The 19,744-nt window shown below is 70.9% G+C and carries 20 protein-coding genes and 1 tRNA gene; 15 read left to right on the forward strand and 6 right to left on the reverse strand.

Translation table 11 applies throughout. The features are described from left to right. Positions 1-62: 62 nt before the first annotated feature. Together CPZ01_RS13320 and CPZ01_RS13325 are read left to right on the forward strand one after the other, a co-directional pair. Positions 63-830, forward strand: a complete 768-nt coding sequence (locus CPZ01_RS13320; RefSeq protein ID WP_096395863.1) for a DUF429 domain-containing protein — start codon at positions 63-65, stop codon at positions 828-830. A 105-nt stretch (positions 831-935) separates the two neighbouring features. After that, entirely contained in the window at positions 936-1,637 is a 702-nt protein-coding gene (locus CPZ01_RS13325; RefSeq protein WP_096395865.1) for a TVP38/TMEM64 family protein, read from the forward strand. Between the two features lie 24 nt (positions 1,638-1,661). On the opposite strand, the gene CPZ01_RS13330 is transcribed toward CPZ01_RS13325, so the two are convergent. After that, positions 1,662-2,084 carry a GtrA family protein gene (locus CPZ01_RS13330; protein WP_096395867.1) on the reverse strand — a complete coding sequence of 141 codons (423 nt, stop codon included), beginning with the start codon at positions 2,082-2,084 and terminating at the stop codon, positions 1,662-1,664. Beyond that, on the reverse strand, positions 2,084-3,652 hold the full coding sequence (locus CPZ01_RS13335) for a sulfatase-like hydrolase/transferase (RefSeq protein ID WP_096395869.1): 1,569 nt from the start codon (positions 3,650-3,652) through the stop codon (positions 2,084-2,086). Before CPZ01_RS13335 ends, CPZ01_RS13330 begins: the two co-directional genes overlap by 1 nt. A 156-nt stretch (positions 3,653-3,808) precedes the next feature. Here CPZ01_RS13335 and CPZ01_RS13340 point away from each other — a divergent pair, with 156 nt between their 5' ends. Then, entirely contained in the window at positions 3,809-4,765 is a 957-nt protein-coding gene (locus tag CPZ01_RS13340; protein ID WP_096395871.1) for an alpha/beta fold hydrolase, read from the forward strand. Between the two features lie 72 nt (positions 4,766-4,837). After that, the gene (locus tag CPZ01_RS13345) at positions 4,838-5,110 is read left to right on the forward strand and encodes a DUF7553 family protein (RefSeq protein ID WP_096395873.1); all 273 of its coding nucleotides are present in this window, start codon (positions 4,838-4,840) and stop codon (positions 5,108-5,110) included. A gap of 16 nt (positions 5,111-5,126) precedes the next feature. On the opposite strand, the gene CPZ01_RS13350 is transcribed toward CPZ01_RS13345, so the two are convergent. Continuing rightward, complete coding sequence (locus tag CPZ01_RS13350) at positions 5,127-5,654, reverse strand: hypothetical protein (protein ID WP_096395875.1); 528 nt, start codon at positions 5,652-5,654, stop codon at positions 5,127-5,129. Positions 5,655-5,737: 83 nt separating this feature from the next. Here CPZ01_RS13350 and CPZ01_RS13355 point away from each other — a divergent pair. The 8 genes from CPZ01_RS13355 to CPZ01_RS13390 all read left to right on the forward strand — a co-directional run bounded on the left by CPZ01_RS13355 (position 5,738) and on the right by CPZ01_RS13390 (position 14,342). Further along, positions 5,738-5,812: transfer RNA gene (locus CPZ01_RS13355), tRNA-Val, on the forward strand. Between the two features lie 262 nt (positions 5,813-6,074). Continuing rightward, positions 6,075-7,565 carry a carotenoid oxygenase family protein gene (locus CPZ01_RS13360; RefSeq protein ID WP_096395877.1) on the forward strand — a complete coding sequence of 497 codons (1,491 nt, stop codon included), beginning with the start codon at positions 6,075-6,077 and terminating at the stop codon, positions 7,563-7,565. Between the two features lie 51 nt (positions 7,566-7,616). Continuing rightward, complete coding sequence (locus CPZ01_RS13365; RefSeq protein ID WP_096395879.1) at positions 7,617-9,239, forward strand: FAD-binding domain-containing protein; 1,623 nt, start codon at positions 7,617-7,619, stop codon at positions 9,237-9,239. A gap of 82 nt (positions 9,240-9,321) precedes the next feature. Next, positions 9,322-9,555 (forward strand): YgaP family membrane protein, encoded by a 234-nt coding sequence (locus CPZ01_RS13370; RefSeq protein ID WP_096395881.1) that lies wholly within the window; start codon positions 9,322-9,324, stop codon positions 9,553-9,555. A 177-nt stretch (positions 9,556-9,732) separates the two neighbouring features. Then, on the forward strand, positions 9,733-10,965 hold the full coding sequence (locus tag CPZ01_RS13375) for an FAD-dependent oxidoreductase (protein ID WP_096395883.1): 1,233 nt from the start codon (positions 9,733-9,735) through the stop codon (positions 10,963-10,965). A gap of 78 nt (positions 10,966-11,043) precedes the next feature. Further along, positions 11,044-12,414 (forward strand): phosphoribosylamine--glycine ligase, encoded by a 1,371-nt coding sequence (locus CPZ01_RS13380; RefSeq protein ID WP_096395885.1) that lies wholly within the window; start codon positions 11,044-11,046, stop codon positions 12,412-12,414. A 100-nt stretch (positions 12,415-12,514) separates the two neighbouring features. After that, positions 12,515-13,069 (forward strand): helix-turn-helix domain-containing protein, encoded by a 555-nt coding sequence (locus CPZ01_RS13385; RefSeq protein ID WP_096395887.1) that lies wholly within the window; start codon positions 12,515-12,517, stop codon positions 13,067-13,069. Between the two features lie 70 nt (positions 13,070-13,139). Beyond that, the gene (locus CPZ01_RS13390; RefSeq protein WP_096395889.1) at positions 13,140-14,342 is read left to right on the forward strand and encodes an HD domain-containing protein; all 1,203 of its coding nucleotides are present in this window, start codon (positions 13,140-13,142) and stop codon (positions 14,340-14,342) included. A gap of 73 nt (positions 14,343-14,415) precedes the next feature. Here CPZ01_RS13390 and CPZ01_RS13395 read toward each other — a convergent pair whose 3' ends face one another. Beyond that, the gene (locus tag CPZ01_RS13395) at positions 14,416-14,820 is read right to left on the reverse strand and encodes a universal stress protein (RefSeq protein WP_092924009.1); all 405 of its coding nucleotides are present in this window, start codon (positions 14,818-14,820) and stop codon (positions 14,416-14,418) included. Between the two features lie 132 nt (positions 14,821-14,952). Between CPZ01_RS13395 and CPZ01_RS13400 the strand changes: the two genes are divergently transcribed. The 3 genes from CPZ01_RS13400 (at position 14,953) to CPZ01_RS13410 (ending at position 18,114) form a co-directional block, all read left to right on the forward strand. Beyond that, positions 14,953-16,233, forward strand: a complete 1,281-nt coding sequence (locus CPZ01_RS13400; protein ID WP_096395891.1) for an HD domain-containing protein — start codon at positions 14,953-14,955, stop codon at positions 16,231-16,233. Between the two features lie 66 nt (positions 16,234-16,299). Continuing rightward, positions 16,300-17,364, forward strand: a complete 1,065-nt coding sequence (locus CPZ01_RS13405; RefSeq protein ID WP_096395893.1) for an amidohydrolase family protein — start codon at positions 16,300-16,302, stop codon at positions 17,362-17,364. Between the two features lie 108 nt (positions 17,365-17,472). Then, positions 17,473-18,114, forward strand: coding sequence for a thymidine kinase (locus CPZ01_RS13410; RefSeq protein WP_096395895.1), 642 nt, complete (start codon positions 17,473-17,475; stop codon positions 18,112-18,114). A gap of 1 nt (position 18,115) precedes the next feature. On the opposite strand, the gene CPZ01_RS13415 is transcribed toward CPZ01_RS13410, so the two are convergent. Further along, positions 18,116-19,306, reverse strand: coding sequence for a PAS domain-containing response regulator (locus CPZ01_RS13415; protein ID WP_096395897.1), 1,191 nt, complete (start codon positions 19,304-19,306; stop codon positions 18,116-18,118). A gap of 101 nt (positions 19,307-19,407) precedes the next feature. Next, complete coding sequence (locus tag CPZ01_RS13420) at positions 19,408-19,695, reverse strand: hypothetical protein (protein WP_096395899.1); 288 nt, start codon at positions 19,693-19,695, stop codon at positions 19,408-19,410. Between the last annotated feature and the right edge of the window lie 49 nt (positions 19,696-19,744).

Raw genomic sequence — 19,744 nt, forward strand, 5'->3', positions numbered from 1 at the left:
CGCCTGTCGTTTCGACCCCGAACTGAGGCCATTTATTACGTTACGCTGCGAACTGAGACGAAATGGAGTCGGAAACAGTCGCGGGCGTCGACTGGGCGGGCGGCGCGTGGCTCGCGGTCGTGTTCGACGACGAACCGGAGCCCCGCCTCGAACCCGACCTCGAAACGCTGTGGAACGACGGCGTCGACCGGATGCTGGTCGACGTGCCGATCGGCCTCCCCGACGACCCGGAGACGCTGGCGAAGCGCGAGGCGGTCGACTCGGCCGCGCGATCGGCCGTCGAGCGTCCGAGCAGCGTCTTTCCCGTCCCGTCGCGGGCCGCGTGCCGGGCGGCGGTAGCAGGCGCGGACTACGAGACGGTCAACGAGCGGAACAGAGCAGATCTCGACAAGGGGCTCAGCCGGCAGTCGTACCACATCGCGCCGGCGGTCGGCGAGGTTGACGCGTTCCTCCGCGAGGACGAGGCGGCGCGCGACCGGGTGCTGGAGGCGCACCCAGAGGTGTGCTTCCGCGGTCTCACCGGGCGACCCCTAGAACACTCGAAGACGACGGCACCGGGCGTCGGCGAGCGGCTAGACGCGCTTGACGGCCACTTCGACGACCCGGAGGAGGCGTTAGGCCGGGTCTGCCGAGAACTCGCGGAGGCGCCGGCCGACGTCGCGGACGCCGCGGACCCGACCGTCGACGACGCGGTCGACGCGCTCGGGCTGGCAGTCGTCGCATCCCGCCCGGCAGACGAACTCCGAGTCCTGCCGGTGGATGCCAACTACCGCGACAGCGAGGGGATCCCGATGCGGATGGCGTACTGGAGCGCGGAGCCGCTGGCGTGAGGCGCGGCCGGGATCGGAGCCCGCCGACGTCCCCCGGGGCAGCGAGCGCGATCCGATGCCGACGTTGGTAAGGTTCAAGGCCCTCTGTCACCCGCTACGACACGAATGAAACTCTTCTCCTCGCGGGCGGACCGCCGGCGGGGGATCGCGGCCGCGGTCGGCGTCGCGGTCCTCGCGGTCGGGTTCTACGTCCTCGTGAGCCGCTACGCGGGCTTTGTCACCGACGCCGAGGCCCTCCGGACGTGGCTCGACCAGTTCGGTATCTTCGCCCCCATCGTGTTCATCGGGATCCAGGCCCTCCAGGTCGTCGTCGCCCCGATACCGGGACAGGTCGTCGCCCTCGTCGCGGGCTTCCTCTTCGGCCCGCTATGGGGGACGGTGTACAGCCTCACCGGCGTGCTCATCGGCAGCGCGGTGGCCTTCTCGCTGTCGAAGCGGTACGGTCGCTCCTTCGTCGAGAACGTCATCCACGAGGACGTGATCGAGCGGTTCGACGGGTTCGTGGACACCGTCGGCGTCCCCGGACTGTTCGCGTTCGTCATCATTCCCGGCCTCCCCGACGACGCCATCTGCTTCCTGAGCGGGCTCACCAAGTGGTCGCTGCCCACATTCATGGGCGTCATCGCCGTCGGCCGCCTCCCGGCGTACGTGCTGACGGTGTACGCGGGCGGCGAACTGGCGAGCGGGCGGTTCCTCTCCGCGATGGCGCTCGTCGCGCTCGTCGTGGCCGCGTCCGCGGTCGGCTACTACAAGCAGGAGGCGGTCCGCGACCTCGTCGAGCGCGTCGAGCCGCGGCTGCCGTTCTGAGCGACTCGAAACGAGCGCAACGGATCAGCTCCACGTCCACTGCGAGTCGAGGACGAAACGGTACAGCCCGCTGACGAGGATCGCGGGCACGTTCGCGACGAGCGCACCCATCCCGCCCCACTCGACGAGCGCGTAGAGCACGCCGATCTGGATCGGCCACGCGGTCCCGCGAACCAGGTTCGTCTTGAGCAGTCCGCCGAGGTACTCGGACAGGCCAGTGTTCTGACTCGCCCGAAACGTCCACGCGTTGTTGAGCACGTACGAGAGGACGATCGTGATCTCGATTGCGATGGTCGCGGCGAGGAGGTAGTTCAGTCCGGCGACGTTGTCGAACAGCCACAACAAGCCCATCTGTATCCCCGCGGTGAACGCGCCAACGATCACGAACCGACGCATTTGAACCGCGAGCGGTCCGCTCACGAGGTTGCGCAACAGGGCGCGGACCATTACGTATACCCGAGCGCTTCGAGGCGAGCTTCGAGGTCTTCGTCGACCTCCTCCTCGCCGCGCTCGGCCGCGGCCGCTTCGGCCGCGGCGCCGCGCTCGCGGAGCAGCTCCGCGTGGGCGTCGACGACCGGCGCGAGCCGGTCGATCACCGCCTGCGCCTCCTCGTCGGGGTCGACCGCGAGGTTCTCCCGTTGGGTCGGGTCCGCGGGGCGGTGGTACAGCTCCCGCTCGCCGGCGTCGACGTTCTCGATGAACGTCCAGTCGTCGTCCCGCGCGCTGACGAACAGGTCGCCGTCGGACAGTGACCGGGGGATCGGCTGCTGGGTCACCTCCTCGCCGCGGACGGTCACCGAGACGACGGGATCGTCGGGGACGTCCGGACCGTCGGCATCGGCCTCGTCGCTGGTTTCCGATCGGACGTCGCCACCGTCGCTAGTCGCGGACGGAGCGCCGTCGCCGCCCAGCGCCGGCACGAGCGACTCGCCGTGCCACTCGGGGGCGGGGTCGACGCCGAGGAGGTCGGCGACCGTGGGCGGAATGGCGTCGAGCCCGACGTGGCCGTCGACGCGGCCGCCGTCGAGCCCGGGGACGTCGGCCACGAGCGGGACGTGGATCAGCTCGTCGTACAGCTTCGGGTAGTGGGCGAGGTGGCCGTGCTCTTGGAACTCCTCGCCGTGGTCGCCAGCGAGCAGCACCGCGGTGTCGTCGGCGACGCCCGCGCCCTCCAGACTGTCGAGCAGGCGGCCGATGCTGGCGTCGACCTGCCGTACCGTCGCCTGATACAGGGTCCGGAGCTCGCGGAGGGTCCGCTCGCCCACTTCGAGTCCGAGGCTCGTCCGGGCGTGCGCGTGGAGCATCTGGTGGGTGCCGACGATGCCGTCCGACACCTCGCGGATGTACCGGGGCGCGGGGACGTACGGGGTGTGGGTGTCCATGTAGTGGACCCACAGGAAGAACGGCTCGTCCGTGTCGTCGACGAACCCGGTCGCGGCGTCCTCGACGTCGAACATGCGCGAGGCGTCGAGGAACGGGCGGTCGTCGCTCTCGCCGCGGAGCCTCGACCCGAGCCGGCGGATCGGGGAGGACGCGAGCTGGATCCACGCCTCGACCGTCGGGTGGGCGGCGAGGTACCGGCTGTAGCGGCTGGAGCCGACGCTCGTGACGAACGGCTCGAACTCGTCGAACCCGTCGGGGTACCCCCAGTGGTCGGTGAGGAAGCCGTTGGCGGCGTTGAACCCGCCGGTCGCGATCCCGGCGTCGGAGAGCACCTCCGCGAGCGTCACCGACTCGTCGACGCCGATGTCGCCCGACCGAGCGAACACGGGCTCCGACGCGAGGATCGACGGGAACGAAAAGGGCGTCCAGTTGCCCGTCGCGAACGCGCGGTCGAACACGGTCCCGCCGTTGGCGAGGCCGTCGATGACGGGCGAGCGCCGCTCGTCGTCGTACGGGGAGACGGCGTCCGCGCGCAGCGAGTCCACCGTGACGAGAACGACGTTCGAGACGGTCGCGTCGTCGTTCGACGCGTCCGCGTCCGCGGCTGAAGATGTCGACAAGTCGGATGTCATGGGGTACGGTGCGAACCCCCGGAGAACGCGGTCACTGCGGGCGAACGCCGGGATACGCGGATATACCAGAATCGGGGGGTGCTAGCCGCTTGAGGATTTCGATCCCCCACATCCCGGGCGAGTACCTATTTGTCGGTGCCGACGCACGGGATCCGTATGGAGAACGCACCCACCGGCCGGCAGGTCGACGAGGCGACGCTGCCGGGGCCGGTCCCCGACGACGAGATCCCGGAGTCGGTTCCGGGGCGGTCCCGCGTGATAGCGACGAACGGGGTGCCGCTCCACGTCGTCGAGGCCGGCCCCGAGGACGGGAAGCTCCTGGTCCTGCTCCACGGCTTCCCGGAGTTCTGGTACGGCTGGCACGAGGCGATCGCGCCGCTCGCGAACGCGGGCTACCGCGTCGTCGTCCCCGACCAGCGGGGCTACAATCTCTCCGCGAAGCCGTCGGCGGTGCGCGACTACCGGATCGACGAGCTCGCGCTCGACGTGGTCGGGCTGATCGACGCCTACGACCGCGAAACGGCCGCCGTCGCCGGCCACGACTGGGGCGCCGCGGTGGCGTGGTGGCTCGCGCTCGCCCACGAGGACCGCGTCTCGGAACTGGTCGCGGTCAACGTCCCGCACCCGACCGTCTTCGAGCGCGCGCTGCGCACCTCGTGGGACCAGCGGCTCAAGAGCTGGTACATGCTCGCGTTCCAGCTTCCCAAGCTCCCCGAAGCGGTCGCGAGCGCCGGGAACTGGCGGCTCGCGACGAACGCGCTGCGGGACACGAGCGCGCCCGGAACCTTCACCGACGAGGACCTGCGACGGTACCGCCGGGCGTGGGACCGCGACGGCGCGTTCGAGGCGATGGTGAACTGGTACCGCGCGATCGTCCGCGACCGTCCCGAACCGCCGACGACGGAGGTCTCGGTCCCGACGCTCGTGATCTGGGGCGGCAAAGACCGGTTCCTCGCGCGCCGGCTGGCCAACGAGAGCGTCGACCGCTGCGTCGACGGTCGGCTGCTCGCGATCGACGACGCGACCCACTGGGTCGTTCACGAACACCCGCACCGCGTCGCCGAGGCGATCGCGGACCACGCCGACCCGCTGCCGCCGGGCGCGCGGGAGTGAGGTCGGGGGGTCGAATACTGTCCCCGACGAGCCGCCACAAAGATTATATCTGCCCTCGTCCAAAGGACAGATATGAGCAAACACTTCGAAGACGCGCGGTACTACCTCGGTCGAGCGGCGGAACACGCCAAGGCGGGCGTAAAAGAGGAGCTAGAACCCGTCGAGGCCCGCGTGAAGGAGCTCGTCGGGCGCGAAGACGAGGAGCCCGAGCCCTCGCGGCTGGACAGGCTCCAGGCTGACCTGAAGGAACTGGAGGAGCGCGCAGAGGGCGAGGCGCGCGAGGCGGTCGCGTCCGCCCGGGAGCGCGTCGCCGAGTACCGCGGCAAGGACACCGCTGCGGAGTAGTCACGCCGCGAACGCCTTATCGGACCGGCGGTCCCGGTGCGGCGGCTTCGTCGCCGCCGATTCGCTTCTCGGCGGGGAGTACCGCGTACTCGATGCCGGCTTCCTCGAACAGCGACCGCGCCCGTTCGATGCCCTTCTGCGCGTCGACGTCGGTCGCGCGGTAGTGCCGGATCGGGTGGCGGATCCACGACGGCTCCCAGTGCGCGTACACGTCGGTCGTCGAGCGGTCCGTTCCGGAGTACAGCGCGAGGTGGAGCTGGTAGTCGCTCGCGAGCGCGCCCTCGGGGTACCGGACCCAGCTCGCGACGGTCGTCTCCGGCGGCGTCTCGTAGTCGCGGTACTTGAGCGAGGAGACGAGGTTGCGGACGAATCCGAGCCGGTGGAGCTGCGCCTCGACGATCGGGTACGGTTCGTGAAGCGTGAACGCGTACTGCTCGCGGGGCGTCTCGCGCTCGGCGTAGAGGCCGACGAGCGACAGCGGCGCGTGGAGGAGGCTCGCGACCTCCTGACGGAGGCGTTCGAGGAAGCGGAGTTCGTGGGTCACGGGGGCGATCCGGGCGGGTGCGGCATGAACTATTCGTCGGAAGGTAACTCTTAAGTCCGGAGGTCGGATACCTCGACACGAGCGGGTTGGTGGTCTAGCCAGGTTATGACGGCTCCTTCACACGGAGCAGGTCGGCGGTTCGAATCCGCCCCAACCCACTTCTGATTCCTCGCAACGACGAGCGATAGCGAGGAGTCCGTGGAATCGAAGTGGGTAGGCGGATTCGGGCCCAGAGAACGAGCGAAGCGAAGTCCTCGCGGTTCGAATCCGCCCCAACCCATCCGCTTTCCTGGCGGTCGTGAAAGAGCTACTGAGAGGTCGGGGATTCTCATCTGGATCCTCTCGACGGAACGCAGCGGCGATGTAGGAGAGGCAGCGATCGCCGTCAGACCTTAGCCCGCCGCGCCCCCGTAGCCTGCCATGGTCTCGCACGCCGGGTTCCACTCGCTTCACGAGGAGACGACCGCGTCGATTCCGGTCCGGGGCGATCTGCCCGCGTGGCTCCGGGGCAGTCTGATCCGGAACGGTCCCGGCGCGTTCTCGTTCCCGGACGGAAGCGACGTGGACCACTGGTTCGACGGCCTGGCGATGCTGTACCGCTTCACCTTCGATCCGGGGGACCGCGCAGACTCGGTTTCGGGTGGCGACGGCGACGCGGTCCACTACCGCAACCGCTTCCTCCGGAGCGACGCGTATGACGCGGCGACGAGCGGCGAGTTCGAGGGCGGGTTCGCTACCGGCGAGACGACCCTGCGCTCGCGGCTGGCGACGTTCCTCGCGGAGCCGTACGACAACGCGAACATCGTCACCGAGCGGATCGGCGACGAGTACGTGGCGCTGACCGAGTCGCCGCGGGGCGTCGAGGTCGACCCGAACACGCTCGCGACGGTCGGCCACGTCGACCGGGAAGGCGACGCGCCGAGCGGCCAGCTCTCCTGCGCTCACTTCAAGCGCGACCCGGCGACGGGCGCGCTCGTCACGGTCGACACCGAGTTCGGACGGACGAGCCGATACCACGTTACGGCGTGGACCCGAGACGGGGAGCGTCGCCACGTCGGCAGCGTCGACACCGACGAGCCGGCGTACATGCACAGCTTCGCGCTCACGCCCCGGTACGTCGTCCTAACGGAGTTCCCCCTCCGACTCGACCCGCGTCGGTTCCTGAAGCCGGGCCGGCAACCCCCGTTCATCGAACAGTTCGAGTGGGAGCCCGATCGCGGCACGCGGATCGTCGTGCTAGACCGGACGACGGGCGACGTGGTCGCCGAGCCGACGACCGACCCGTTCTTCGGGTTTCACCACGTCAACGCCTTCGAGCGGGACGGCGGGACCGAGGTGGTCTTCGATCTCGAAACGATCCCGGACGCGACCGCGATCGACTCGCTGTACCTGGAGAACGTCCGCGCCGGCGAGATGGGCACCATGGCGGGTCGGATCGAGCGGTTCACCGTCGACCTCGGATCCGCGACCGGTGCGGACAGAGACGGCGGCGGCGACGCGACGGTGGCCCGCGAATCCCTGTTCGACGGCGGCAGCGCGCTGCCGACCGCGTCGCCCGCACGGTGGTGTCACCCTCATCGCTACGTCTACGCGATGGGGATGGACACCCCGGTCACGGAGTGGGCGCGACGCGTCGTGAAGGTCGACGCCGAGACGGAGGCGGTCCGGACCTTCGACGACGGCGGCGACTACTTCGGCGAGCCTCTGTTCGTCCCGGCTCCCGACGGCGAGGCCGAGGACGACGGCGTCGTCGTGACCGTCGCGCTCGACGTGGACGCCGACCGGTCGCGGCTGCTCGTCCTCGACGGCGAGACGCTCGGGGAGCGCGCGCGGGCGACGCTGCCGCACGCGCTCCCCTTCGACTTCCACGGTCGGTACTTCCCGGAGCTCCGGGCGGCGTCGGCGGAGTAACCCGCGACGGCCGACAGGTCCTTGCGCCGCGGGGCCGTACCACGGGTTCACATGACCGCGGGCGACGACGACGCGCTCCCGTCGACCCCCGACGCCGACGCGGTCCGGTCGCTCTCGGCGGCGGACGGTCGCCCCGACGAGCCCGGAACAGTCGTCTGGCACCGGAACGACCTCCGGATCGCGGACAACCCGGCGCTCGCGGCGGCCGCGGCGGAGTCCGAGCGAGTCCTCCCGCTGTTCGTCTTCGACCCGAGCTTCTACGACGAGCGCGGCGCGGCCTGCGACGCGCGGATCGAGTTCCTCCACGACTGCCTGCGCGACCTCGACCGCCAGTACCGCGATGTCGACGGCGCGGGGCTGACGTACGCCCACGGCGACCCCCTCGACGTGCTGGGACGGTTCGTCGACGCCGGCTGGGAGGTCGTCGCGACCGCGACCCCGACCGGTCGGTACGGCCGGCGGCGGGACGAGCGCGCCCACGAGCGGCTCGGCGTCCGGTTCGTCGCGGGCGACGGACTCGTCCGCGACGCGGACCGCCCGCGCGAGAACTGGAGCGAGCGCGTCGAGTCGTGGCTCGCGGATGACCCGTTCGACTGGGACCCCCGATCGGTCGCGGTCGAGCGCGTCGAGACCGAAATCGACCCCGAGACGGTCGCCGACGCGTACGAAGTCGAGTCGTCGAAGACGCGCGTGCCAACGGGCGGACGCGGCCCGGCCCGCGAGCAACTCCGCGCGTTCACGGAGCGAATCGCCGACTACCCGGGGTCGATCTCCTCGCCGGTCGACGCCCGCGACGGGACGAGCGGCCTTTCCCCCTACCTGCGGTTCGGCTGCCTCTCGGTCCGCGAGGTCCACCGCCACGCCGACGAGCGCGCGCCGGACGGCCGCGGGAAGTCGATGTTCGTCTCCCGGCTGTTCTGGAACCGCCACTACGCGCAGAAGCTGCTCGACTGGCCGAGGTGGCTCGACCGCGCCGTCAACCCCGTCTACGAGGGGTTCAACCGCGACCGCCACGACCCGGACCTCGTCGCGGCGTGGAAGCGCGGCGAGACGGGGTTCCCGATGGTCGACGCGAGCATGCGCTGTCTGCGCGAAACGGGGTGGCTCAACTTCCGGATGCGGGCGCTGTGCGCGAGCCTCTACTTCCACGTCCTCCAGCAGCCGTGGCGGATCGGCGCCGACCACTTCTACCACCACCTGATCGACGGCGACGCCGCGATCAACTACACCCAGTGGCAGTCGCAGTGCGGACTGGTCGGCCGCCCCGGACTCCGATTGTACGATCCCCGCAAGCAGGTACGCGACCACGACCCTGACGGGGAGTTCATTACGCGGTGGGTCCCCGAACTCGATCCGCTGCCCGCCGCGCACCTCGACGCCCCAGAGAAGGCGCCGCTCGCGGTCCAGCGCGAGGTAGGCGTCGAGATCGGTGCGGACTACCCGTATCCCGTCGTCGACTACGAGGCGGCCCGGAGCGAGTTCCGCGAGCGCTACGGGGCGGCGTCCCCCGCCGCGGCCGACAAGCTCGGCGACGAGGAGGTCGCTCGGCGGGCGTCGCTGTCCGGCGGCCTCGGCGCCGCGCGGTCGATCGCGGCCGAGCACGGCGAACCGCCGGGTTCGAGCGCGAGCGACGCCGACGAGTCGCCCCAAACCGACCTCGACGAGTTCGGGTGACTCGCCGGCCGCGGATCCCGCTGCGTCGGGGCATCGCCTCCGCGTGGAAAGCTTCATACGTTCGTGTGCCGTATTGTGTGTTATGAACCAGAACGTCGGTGCGACGGACAAGCGCGTCAGGACCGCGGTCGGCGCCGTCGCCGGCCTCGCCTCGATAGCGACCCTCGCGAACGCCGCGCCGCTCCCGGCCCTCGCGGCGCCGGTCTTGGGCGTCGTCGCGATCGCCATGCTCGCGACCGCCGCGACCGGCACCTGCGGCCTGTACGCCCTGCTCGGCGTCGACACCTGTCCCGCGGACGCCGGCGGGCCGCGCTGAACCGCTCTCCGCAACCGGCGAATTGCCGGGATAAGACGCGTCAGAAGTCTATTTCTCTTCGCTCCGACCGTGCCCTCAAGTGCTCCGAGTGCGTACCGATCGCATGTTCGACAGCGACCCGGATCGACGGGGTATCAGAACGGACTGCGGTGACGGCTCGCCCGGGGTGAGCGTCGCGTGAGCGACGACCCGACCGCCCTCGTGATCGGCGGCGGCGCGACCGGGGCGGGGATCGCTCGGGACCTCGCACTCCGCGGGGTCGACGCGACGCTGGTCGACCGCGGCGGGCTCGGGAGCGGAACCTCCGGGCGCTCGCACGGACTCCTCCACAGCGGCGCTCGATACGCCGAGGCCGACGCCGAGGGTGCGCGCGAGTGTATCGAGGAGAACCGGACGCTCCGGGAGATCGCCGGGGGCTGCGTCCGCGAGACCGGGGGGCTCTTCGTCCGGCTCGCCGGCGACGACCCCGACTACTTCGAGGAGAAGCTCGCGGCCTGCGAGGGCATCGGAATCCCGACCGAGCGCCTCGACGGCGACGCAGCTCGCGAGGCCGCGCCGGGGCTCACGGACGAGGTCGAGGAGGCGTTCCGGGTCCCGGACGGCGTCGTCTACCCGTCGCGGCTGGTCGCCGCCAACGCCGCGGACGCCGAGCGTCACGGCGCGTCCGTCCGCCCGCACGCGCCCGTGGAGGACGTGACGGTCCGCGACGGCGAGGTCGCGTCGGTCCGAGTCGGCGGCGACGTCGACGAGACGCTCTCGCCCGAAGTCGTCGTGAACGCCACCGGCGCGTGGGCGGACTCGATCGCGGAGATGGCGGGCGTCGAAGTCGGGATGGCGCCGAGCCGCGGCGTGATGGTGTCCGTCGAGTACGACGGGCTCGGCCCGGCGCTGAACCGGTGCCGCGACCCCGACGACGGCGACATCGTCGTGCCCCACGACGGCGAGGTCGTGCTGGGGACGACGAGCGTCCCGGTCTCCGACCCCGACGACTACGAGACGGCCGACTGGGAGGTCGAGCGCTCCGTCGAGGAGTGCGCCGCGATGCTCCCCGCGGTCGCCGACGCGCCGACGGTCCGGACGTGGTGGGGCGTCCGGCCCCTCTACGAGCCCGACGAGGCGGGGCAGGACCGCCGGGGCATCTCCCGCGGGTTCACGCTGCTCGACCACGAGCGCGACGGCGCCGCCGGCCTCTACAGCGTCGTGGGCGGGAAGCTGACTACCTACCGCCAGATGGCCGAGACGACCGTCGACCGCGTCTGCGACCGGCTGGGGGTCGACGCCGCCTGCGAGACCGCGGCCGAACCGCTCGCACACGCCGACGAGCCCGATCGGCTGGACGAACTCGTCGTCGAGTACGGCGGGGCGAACCCCACGGACGCCGACGTGGTCGGCGCGCGAACGGGCGACTGACCCGACCGGTCGGCGACTCCGCGGCGGGGAGCCCGCGCCGGCACGCACACTCAAGTCCCTTCCGGGCGACGGCGTCGTATGGACACCGCGAACTTCCTCTTCGTCTCCGCCGACGCGGCGCTGATCACGGACCTGGCGTGGCAGGTCCGGCGCGAGGGCCACGACGTGAAGTACTACATCGAGGCCGAAAGCGACCAAGAAATCGGCGACGGGTTCGTGCCGAAGACGGACGACTGGCGCGCCGAGGTCGACTGGGCCGACGTGGTGATCTTCGACGACATCTGGGTCTCGGGACCCGACCAGCGGGAGGGTCCCGGAACGAACGAGCGGGGTGACACCCCGCGAGTCGGCTCCGACGTCGGGACCGGCGCGCTCGCGCAGGAACTCCGCGAGCGGGGGAAGGCCGTCATCGGCGGGACGCCCGACACCGACCGGCTCGAAGAGGACCGCGGCTACGCGATGGAGGTCTTAGAGGACCACGGCGTCAACACGGTCGAACACCACGTGTTCCACGAGTTCGACGCGGGCATCAAACACGTTCAGGAGAACCCCGCGCCGTACGTGATCAAGCCGCTCGGGGAGGTTCAAAACGTCAAGCGCCTGCTGTACGTCGGCAACGAGGACGACGGCAGCGACGTGGTCGACGTGCTTCGGGCGTACGAGAAGGCGTGGGGCCACCGGATGAAGGGGTTCCAGCTCCAGCGGAAGGTCGAGGGCGTCGAGGTCGCGGTCTGCGGCTTCTTCGACGGGAACGAGTTCGTCGACCGGGTGAACTTCAACTTCGAGCACAAGAAGCTGTTCCCGGGAAACATCGGCCCGTCGACCGGCGAGATGGGGACGTCGATGTTCTGGGCGGGGAAAAACAGGCTGTTCCAAGAGACGTTCGGCAAGATAGAGGGATGGCTCGCCGACGAGGGGTACGTCGGCAGCATCGACATCAACTGTATCGTCAACGAGACGGGTATCTACCCGCTGGAGTTCACGCCGCGGTTCGGCTACCCGACCATCGCCCTTCAGGAGGAGTCGATCGAGTCGTCGACGGCCGAGTTCTTCTACGACCTCGCGCACGGGAACAAGCCCGAGCCCGAGGTCCACGGCGGCTACCAGATCGCCGTCAGGGTCGTCCTGCCGCCGTTCCCGTTCGACGACGAGCAGACGTACGACGAGAACTCGCGGAACGCCGCGGTCGTCTTCGAGACCGAGGACCGAACGGGGATCCACCTGGAGGACACGAAACAGGTCGACGGCCAGTGGCGCGCCGCCGGCGAGAGCGGGATGCCCATCGTCGTCACCGGAAAAGGGGAGACGATGGGTGCCGCGCGCGAGCAGGCGTACGGCCGCATCGACGACGTGGTGATGCCGAACATGTACTACCGCGACGACATCGGCGAGCGCTGGGTCGACGGCGACGGCGACCGCCTCCAGGCGTGGGGGTACCTCGGCCCGTGAGCCTCGAACGGGGCCGTCCTCGCCGACACCGGTTCCCGTCCCGGCGGCGCCGGACCTCGCCCTCCACGACTTTTTAACGGTCCGGACCACTACACGGGGTATGCCGAAGTATTCGACGGGCGGCGGCGGCGGCGGCGACGACGGCGACGCGTGCGAGCTCTGCGGTCGCGAGACCACGGACCTCCGGAAGGCGACGGTCGCCGGCGCGAAGCTGCTCGTGTGCTCGAACTGCCGGCCCCACGACGACGCCGGCAACGCGCCGAGCGCCGGCGACGGGTCGCGCGGCGGCAGTTCCGGCGGCAGTTCCGGCGGCGCCGGATCCGGCTCGGAGGCGACGGAGAGCCGGAAGAAGGAGCTCGCGCGGAAGCAGGCGAAGATGTACGACTCCGCGACCGGCGACTCGAAGCGCTGGGAGGAGGAGGGGACGAGCTACGAGGCGGACCGCCTCCCGTACCTCGTCTCCGGCTACGGCGACGCCGTCACCGAGGCCCGGCAGGACGCCGGGCTGACCGTCGAGGAGGTCGCCGCCGAGCTTGAGGTCGACGAGGACGATCTGCTCGCGGTCGAGGACGGGCGGGCCGCGACCGCGAACGTGGGAGGGTCCGTCGTGCGTGCGCTCGAAGAGCGGTTCGGGATCGGTATCGTCGACGAGTGACCCGCGCCGAGCCGAAAGCGACCCGCGCCGAGCCGAAACGACCAATCCGGCGCGCGGCGACCGTCCGCCAATGAAGGCGATCAAGGACAGCGTCCACGGCCACGTCCGGCTCGGGGACGTCGCCGCCGAGCTGGTCGACACGCCGGCGTTCCAGCGGCTGCGACACATCAAACAGCTGTCCACGGTCCGGCTCGTCTACCCCTCCGCGAACCACACCCGATTCGAACACAGCCTCGGCGTCTACCACCTCGCCGGCCGCGCGGTCGAGGGCCTCGGCGTCGACGCCGACACCGCGGCGCACGTCCGCGCCGCGGCGATGCTCCACGACGTCGGCCACGGCCCGTACGGCCACCAGACCGAGGGGATCATCCGGCGCGCGACCGGGCGCGACCACGACGACGTGCGCTGGCTGCTCACCGACGCGGACCGGGAGGTCTGTCAGGCCCTCGAACGCAACGGGCTCGACCCCGAGCGCGTCGCCGCCCTGATCGACGGCGAGGGGGCCTTGGGGCCGCTCGTCTCGGGCGAGCTCGACGTCGACCGCATGGACTACCTCGTGCGCGACGCCCACCACACGGGCGTTCCGTACGGCACCGTCGACACCGGCCGGCTCGTCACCGAACTCCGGCTGATCGGCGGCGACGAGACGGGGAGCGCCGCCGACCTCGCCTTAGACGAGGGGAACGTCGCCACCGCCGAGAGCCTGCTCGTCGCGCGGTCGCTGATGAACGCCGTCGTCTACCGACACCACGTCTCCCGCGTCGCGGGCGCGATGTTAGAGCGCGCCTGCGAGCGGTACCTCGACCGCACGGAGACCGACGTCGAGGCGTTCCGCCGGATGGCCGACCACGACCTCCTCGTCGAACTCCGCGAGCGCGTCCCGGCGCTCGGCGAGCGCATCGAGCGGCGGGACCTCTACAAGCGCGCCGTCTGGGCCGGGATCGACGAGGTGCCCGCGGGGACGGTCGACGCGGGACGCCCGGAGGAGCGGGCCGCCGAACGCGAGATCGCGGACGCGGTGGGGATCGACCGCGACGCGGTCCTCGTGGACATCCCCTCGCGTCCGGCGCTCAAGGAGTCCGGCTCCGCCGTCGTGGTCGACGGCGTCCCGCAGCGGCTGGAGGACGCCTCGGAGCTCGTGACGGGGCTCCGGGCCGCGGAGCGCCGCCGCTGGACGCTCGGCGTCTACTGTCCCGCCGAACGCGTCGAGGAGGTCGCGGCCGCCGCGCGGGAGGTCTTGGGGCTGCGCGCGACGGGGCGACCCTCTGCCTGAGCGCCGCGGTCGGTTTTTCACCAACCGTCGCACGTTGCGGTCGGCTTTTCACCGACCGTCGCGCGTCGCCGCCTTACTCTCCGTCCGGCCCCGGAACCGCCAACACCGGGCGGTCCGCGTTCAACACGACCGTCTGCGTGGTGCTGCCGAAGACGGCCTTCCCCGCCGGGCTCCGCTTGCGACCCGAGACGCAGATGAGGTCGGCGTCGACCTCGTCCGCGGCCGCGATCAGCTCCTCGCCCGGATCGCCGCTGGCCTCGTAGTGAACGCAGTTCACGCCGGCCTCCTCCAGAATCTCGCGGGCGCGTCGGACGGTCCCGAGCTGGTGGACCGACGCCCCCTCCGGATTGTCCTGGAAGACGTGACAGAGGTGCGCCGTCACCTCGTTCGGCGCGTCCGGGAGGTCGGCGACGACCTCGGCCTGTGCGACCGCCCGCTTCTCGTCGTCGAGCCCGATACCGAGTAACACGTCGTACATACCCGGCGCTTCGGCGAGCCGGAACATAAATCACCCCGCGAATTCGCGGTCGGCGGAACCGGGTCGCGGCGGAGTCGACCCGCCGCGGTCGACACTCCCAGCCTTTTATCCCGTGCCGCCGAAGGCGGACGCATGCTCACGGTCAAGGACACCGTCCACGACCACATCGAGATCGACGGTGTCGCCGCGGACCTCGTCGACACGCCCGCCCTCCAGCGGCTGCGCCACGTCAAACAGCTCGGCACGGTCCAGCTCGTCTACCCATCCGCGAACCACACCCGGTTCGAACACAGCCTCGGCGTCTACCACCTCGCGAACCGCGCGCTCGACCACCTCGGGATCGAGGGGAAACGCGCCGACCGCATCGAGGCCGCGGCGATGCTCCACGACGTCGGCCACGGCCCGTTCAGCCACAACCTCGAGTCGCTCACACACCGCCGGACAGGGAAGTACCACGACGACGTCGACGAGCTGCTCGCGACCGGCGCGGTCGGCGAGGTGTTGCGCGACCACGACCTCGACCCGGACCGGATCGCCGAGATCGTCGCCGGCGAGGGCCCGTACGCCGGCCTCGTCTCGGGCGAGCTCGACGTCGACCGCATGGACTACCTCGTGCGCGACGCCTACCACACCGGCGTCCCGTACGGCACCATCGACACCGAGCGGTTCGTCCGCGAGCTGACGTTCGTCGAGCGCGGTGCGGGCGCGGACGCCGACGGACCGGACGGCTGGAGCGGACCCGATCGCGACGGTCCGGAGCTCGTCTTGGACGAGGGGAACGTCCAGACCGCGGAGAGCCTCCTGCTCGCCCGCGCGCTGATGAACCCCGTCGTGTACACCCACCACGTCGCGCGCATCTCGAAGGCGATGCTGCGCCGGGCCGCGAGCGAACTCCTCGACGCGACCGCGACGACGGCGGCCGAGCTGCGCCGGATGGACGACCACGACTTCCTCGCCGCGATCCGCGACTGCCGGGCGACCGCCGAGCTCTCCCGTCGCTACGACGAGCGCGACCTCTACAAGCTGGCGGTGTGGGCCGAGTACGACGACGTCCCCGACCGCGTCCACGAGGCGGACCACGCGGCCGAGACCGCCCTCGAACGCGAGATCGCCGCGGCGGCCGGTGTCGCCCGCGACCACGTGATCCTCGACGTGCCGCCCGAGCCGACGATGCGCGAGTCGACCGCGCGCGTCACCGTCAACGGCGAGATCCGGCGGCTCGAACGCCAGTCGCCGCTCGTCTCCGCGCTCCGAACGGCCCAGCGCAACCAGTGGCGCCTCGGCGTGTACGCCCCCGAACCGGCGACCGACCGCGTCGGCCGCGCGGCCGCGGACGTGCTCGGCCTCGACCCCGACGGGCTCGTGACCGAGGTGCGCGGGGCGATGCCGACGACGCTCGACGAGTTCGAGTAGCCGGCGGCGCCGCGCCCGGCGGGGCCGTTCCCGTGAGGTTTTAAGCTCGGCCGGCGAGCCTCCGGTATGCATCTGGAGGGGACCGTCTTGGTCGGTCCCGACTTCGATCCGGTCGAGGGCCGGGTCGTCGTCGCGGACGGCGAGATCGTCCGGATCGAGCGGGAATCCGTCGAGAGCGACGACGTGATCCTCCCGGCGTTCGTCAACGCCCACACGCACATCGGCGACTCGATCGCCAAGGAGGCGGGCGAGGGGCTCTCGCTCGACGAGCTCGTCGCGCCGCCGGACGGGCTGAAACACCGCCTCCTCCGGGCGGCGGACCACGAGGAGAAGGTGGCCGCGATGGCGCGCACCCTGCGGTACATGGAGTCGACCGGCACGGGCACGTTCCTCGAGTTCCGGGAGGGCGGCGTCGACGGCGTCGCCGCGCTCCGCGACGCGCTCGCGGGCGAGGGGGTCGAGTTCGGCGAGCGCGCGATCGAGTCGGTCGTCTTCGGCCGCGACGATCCCGACGTGCTCTCGGTCGCGGACGGGTACGGCGCCTCCGGCGCCCGCGACGCCGATTTCGACGCGGTCAGGACGGAGACGCGCGAGGCCGGCAAGCTGTTCGGGATCCACGCGGGCGAGCGCGACGCCGACGACATCAACCCGGCGATGGACTTGGACCCCGACTTCCTCGTCCACATGGTCCACGCCGAGGAGATCCACCTCGAACGGCTCGCCGACCGGGAGACGCCGGTCGTCGTCTGCCCCCGTTCGAACCTCGTGACGAACGTCGGGGTGCCGCCGATCCGCGAGCTGGCCGAACGAACGACGGTCGCGCTCGGCACCGACAACGTGATGACCGATTCGCCGTCGATGTTCCGAGAGATGGAGTTCGCGGCGAAGCTCTCCGATCTCCCCGCTCGGGAGATACTTCGGATGGCGACGGTCAACGGCGCCGAGATCGCCGGGCTGAACCGCGGCGCGATCGAGCCCGGCGCGGACGCGGACCTGCTCGTCCTCGACGGCGACTCCGACAACCTCGCCGGCGCGCGCGACCTCGTCCGCGCGGTCGTCAGGCGCGCCGGCCACGCCGACGTCTCGCGCGTCGTGATCGGCGGTGACCCCGTCGTCCCGCGCGACGACTGAGCCGCCGCCGTCGCGGTCGCGACCGGACCGATCGCAGTCGACGCCGACGTTTCGACGACCCCGCCCCGGAGAGAAACGGTTTAGTCGCTGGCTCCGGCCCGATCGGGTATGCACGCCATCACTCGATCCGGGTGGATCGAGGTCATCTCCGGGTCGATGTTCTCGGGCAAGACGGAGGAGCTGCTCCGTCGGCTCCGGCGGTCCGAGATCGCCGGGCAGTCGGTCGCCGTCTACACGCCCGCGGTCGACGACCGCTACGGCGAGGCGACGATCGGGAGCCACACGGGCCGCCAGTGGGAGGCCACCGTCGTCGACAACGAGGGCGACGGCCCGCTCGACGTCCTCGACGACGACCCGGCCGAGGTCGTCGCGTTCGACGAGGCGAACTTCTTCTCGGACGCGCTCATCGAGGTCTGTAACGCCCTCGCGGACCGCGGCAGCCGCGTGATCGTCTCGGGGACGGACCAGACGTTCCGCGGCGAACCGTTCGATCCGCTTCCGCAGCTCATGGCGACGGCCGAGTACGTCGACAAGCTCCAGGCCATCTGCTCGGTCTGCGGCGAGCCCGCCTCCCGGAACCAGCGGCTCATCGAGGGCGAGCCCGCCCACGCCGACGACCCGACGATCCTCGTCGGCGCCGAGGAGTCCTACGAGGCCCGGTGTCGCGACTGTCACGTCCTGTTGACCGGCGACCGCCCCGACGAGGAGCGACCGTTCGAGAGCGCCGAGGCCGACTCCGCGAACGACTGAGTCAGTCGGTTCGCTCGGACGGTCGCGCCCGCCGGTAGGCCCACAGGTGGCCGTCGCCGTCGGGCAGGTCGATCGGCCGATAGGTCAAAATCAGCGTGTCCCCGTCCGCGAGCGCGAGCCGCTCGCCGTCGATCGGGCGCCGGTTCTCGACGATCCGCTCGATCCGCTCGACGAACGCCTCGGGGTCGGCGAACTTCTCGCTCAGTTCGACGGCGAGTTCTCGGCAGTCGCGGCCGGCGGCGGTCTCCGGGTCGCCGTCCACGTCGAACTGGTCGTACAGCCACTCGTTCACCCGGATCACCCGTCGGTCGGCGTCCTCGACGAGCATTCCCACCGGGAGCGCGTCGAGCGCGGTCGACAGCACGGCGTTCGACCGTTCGATCTCGCGTTTGCGCGCCTCCGCCTCGGTGACGTCCTCGAACTGCGAGAACACGCCGATCACCGCCCCGTCGGCGTCGGTCACCACCTGGTTGTGCCACGCGCAGCGGATCCGCTCGCCGTCGCTGCGGACGTTCTCGTTGACGCTCTGGTAGCCGCCCTTATCGGAGAGCAGGTCGCGTTCGAGCGCCGCCACGTGTCGCTGCTCCGACTCGGGGACGAACGGGGCCCACGTCCCGCCGAGCAGTTCCGACTCGTCGTAGCCGAGGATCTCCTCCGCGGCGGGGTTCACTCGGACGATGCGGAACGCGTCGTCGTACTCGATCGTCCCGAGCGGCGACTGGTCGATGAACCGCGAGAGCCGCTCCTCGCTCTCGGCCAGCGCGACCCGGGACCGGTGCTGGTCGACCGCGTTTCGCACCCGGTTGGCCAAAACCTCGTACTGGTCGTCGCCGCCGCGCTTCTGAATGTAGTCCGTCGCGCCGGCCGAGATGGCCTCGCTCGCGATCTCCTCGCTCCCCTTCCCCGTGAACAGCACGAACGGAATCTCGATCCCCCTGTCACGGACCCGCTGGAGGAGCGTCAGTCCGTCCGTCCCGGGCATGTCGTAGTCGGAGACGACGCAGTCGATCGGCGCCGTGGCCAGCGTCTCGATCGCGTCGTCGACGTCGGTTTCGGACCTGACCTCAAACGCCTCGTCGATCCGTTCGAGGTAGGTCGCGGTCAGATCGAGGTAGGCCGAGTCGTCGTCGACGTGGAGGACGCGAACCGTCGACGCGTCCGTCGCCCCGGGGTCCACGTGAGGGCCCGACATGCCAATCCGTACCGGGACCCGTCGGATATACGTTCGGGTGAGTCGGGTCGACGCCGCGGGCAGGGTATCGGCTCACGCCGCGTCTGCGCCGGGGTGTCGGCTCACGCTCCGTCTGCGTCGGCCGTCGCGTCGCGGTCGCGCCCGTCGGCGGTCGCCTCGTCGCCCGCCGCGGCGTCGTCGTCCGCGGTCGCGAGGCGGAACAGCCCCACGAGCGCGGCGGCCGCGACCAGCGCCCCCTCGGCCTTCGCGGCCGCGTACGTCCACTCGCGCGGCTCCGCCTCGCCGGCGTTCCGGTAGAGCGCGCGCGTCCAGAGCGCGACGGCGCGCCGCGGCGCGACGGCTTCGAGCAGTCCCCCGATTCCGGCCACTAACAGCAGTAGCGCTTTCATACGACCCCTTCGACGGCGACCCTCAAAAGCGGACCGGGGCGGGCCCCCA

The organism is Halorubrum trapanicum (assembly GCF_002355655.1).
GTDB classification, from domain to species: Archaea; Halobacteriota; Halobacteria; order Halobacteriales; family Haloferacaceae; genus Halorubrum; species Halorubrum trapanicum_A.

What these genes read in the sequence shown, in the direction of transcription:
- CPZ01_RS13320 (WP_096395863.1), top strand. Translation starts at nt 63, where the DNA reads ATGGAGTCGGAAACAGTCGCGGGCGTCGACTGGGCGGGCGGCGCGTGG.
- CPZ01_RS13325 (WP_096395865.1), top strand. Translation starts at nt 936, where the DNA reads ATGAAACTCTTCTCCTCGCGGGCGGACCGCCGGCGGGGGATCGCGGCC.
- CPZ01_RS13330 (WP_096395867.1), bottom strand. Translation starts at nt 2,084, where the DNA reads ATGGTCCGCGCCCTGTTGCGCAACCTCGTGAGCGGACCGCTCGCGGTT.
- CPZ01_RS13335 (WP_096395869.1), bottom strand. Translation starts at nt 3,652, where the DNA reads ATGACATCCGACTTGTCGACATCTTCAGCCGCGGACGCGGACGCGTCG.
- CPZ01_RS13340 (WP_096395871.1), top strand. Translation starts at nt 3,809, where the DNA reads ATGGAGAACGCACCCACCGGCCGGCAGGTCGACGAGGCGACGCTGCCG.
- CPZ01_RS13345 (WP_096395873.1), top strand. Translation starts at nt 4,838, where the DNA reads ATGAGCAAACACTTCGAAGACGCGCGGTACTACCTCGGTCGAGCGGCG.
- CPZ01_RS13360 (WP_096395877.1), top strand. Translation starts at nt 6,075, where the DNA reads ATGGTCTCGCACGCCGGGTTCCACTCGCTTCACGAGGAGACGACCGCG.
- CPZ01_RS13365 (WP_096395879.1), top strand. Translation starts at nt 7,617, where the DNA reads ATGACCGCGGGCGACGACGACGCGCTCCCGTCGACCCCCGACGCCGAC.
- CPZ01_RS13370 (WP_096395881.1), top strand. Translation starts at nt 9,322, where the DNA reads ATGAACCAGAACGTCGGTGCGACGGACAAGCGCGTCAGGACCGCGGTC.
- CPZ01_RS13380 (WP_096395885.1), top strand. Translation starts at nt 11,044, where the DNA reads ATGGACACCGCGAACTTCCTCTTCGTCTCCGCCGACGCGGCGCTGATC.
- CPZ01_RS13385 (WP_096395887.1), top strand. Translation starts at nt 12,515, where the DNA reads ATGCCGAAGTATTCGACGGGCGGCGGCGGCGGCGGCGACGACGGCGAC.
- CPZ01_RS13390 (WP_096395889.1), top strand. Translation starts at nt 13,140, where the DNA reads ATGAAGGCGATCAAGGACAGCGTCCACGGCCACGTCCGGCTCGGGGAC.
- CPZ01_RS13395 (WP_092924009.1), bottom strand. Translation starts at nt 14,820, where the DNA reads ATGTACGACGTGTTACTCGGTATCGGGCTCGACGACGAGAAGCGGGCG.
- CPZ01_RS13400 (WP_096395891.1), top strand. Translation starts at nt 14,953, where the DNA reads ATGCTCACGGTCAAGGACACCGTCCACGACCACATCGAGATCGACGGT.
- CPZ01_RS13405 (WP_096395893.1), top strand. Translation starts at nt 16,300, where the DNA reads ATGCATCTGGAGGGGACCGTCTTGGTCGGTCCCGACTTCGATCCGGTC.
- CPZ01_RS13410 (WP_096395895.1), top strand. Translation starts at nt 17,473, where the DNA reads ATGCACGCCATCACTCGATCCGGGTGGATCGAGGTCATCTCCGGGTCG.
- CPZ01_RS13415 (WP_096395897.1), bottom strand. Translation starts at nt 19,306, where the DNA reads ATGTCGGGCCCTCACGTGGACCCCGGGGCGACGGACGCGTCGACGGTT.
- CPZ01_RS13420 (WP_096395899.1), bottom strand. Translation starts at nt 19,695, where the DNA reads ATGAAAGCGCTACTGCTGTTAGTGGCCGGAATCGGGGGACTGCTCGAA.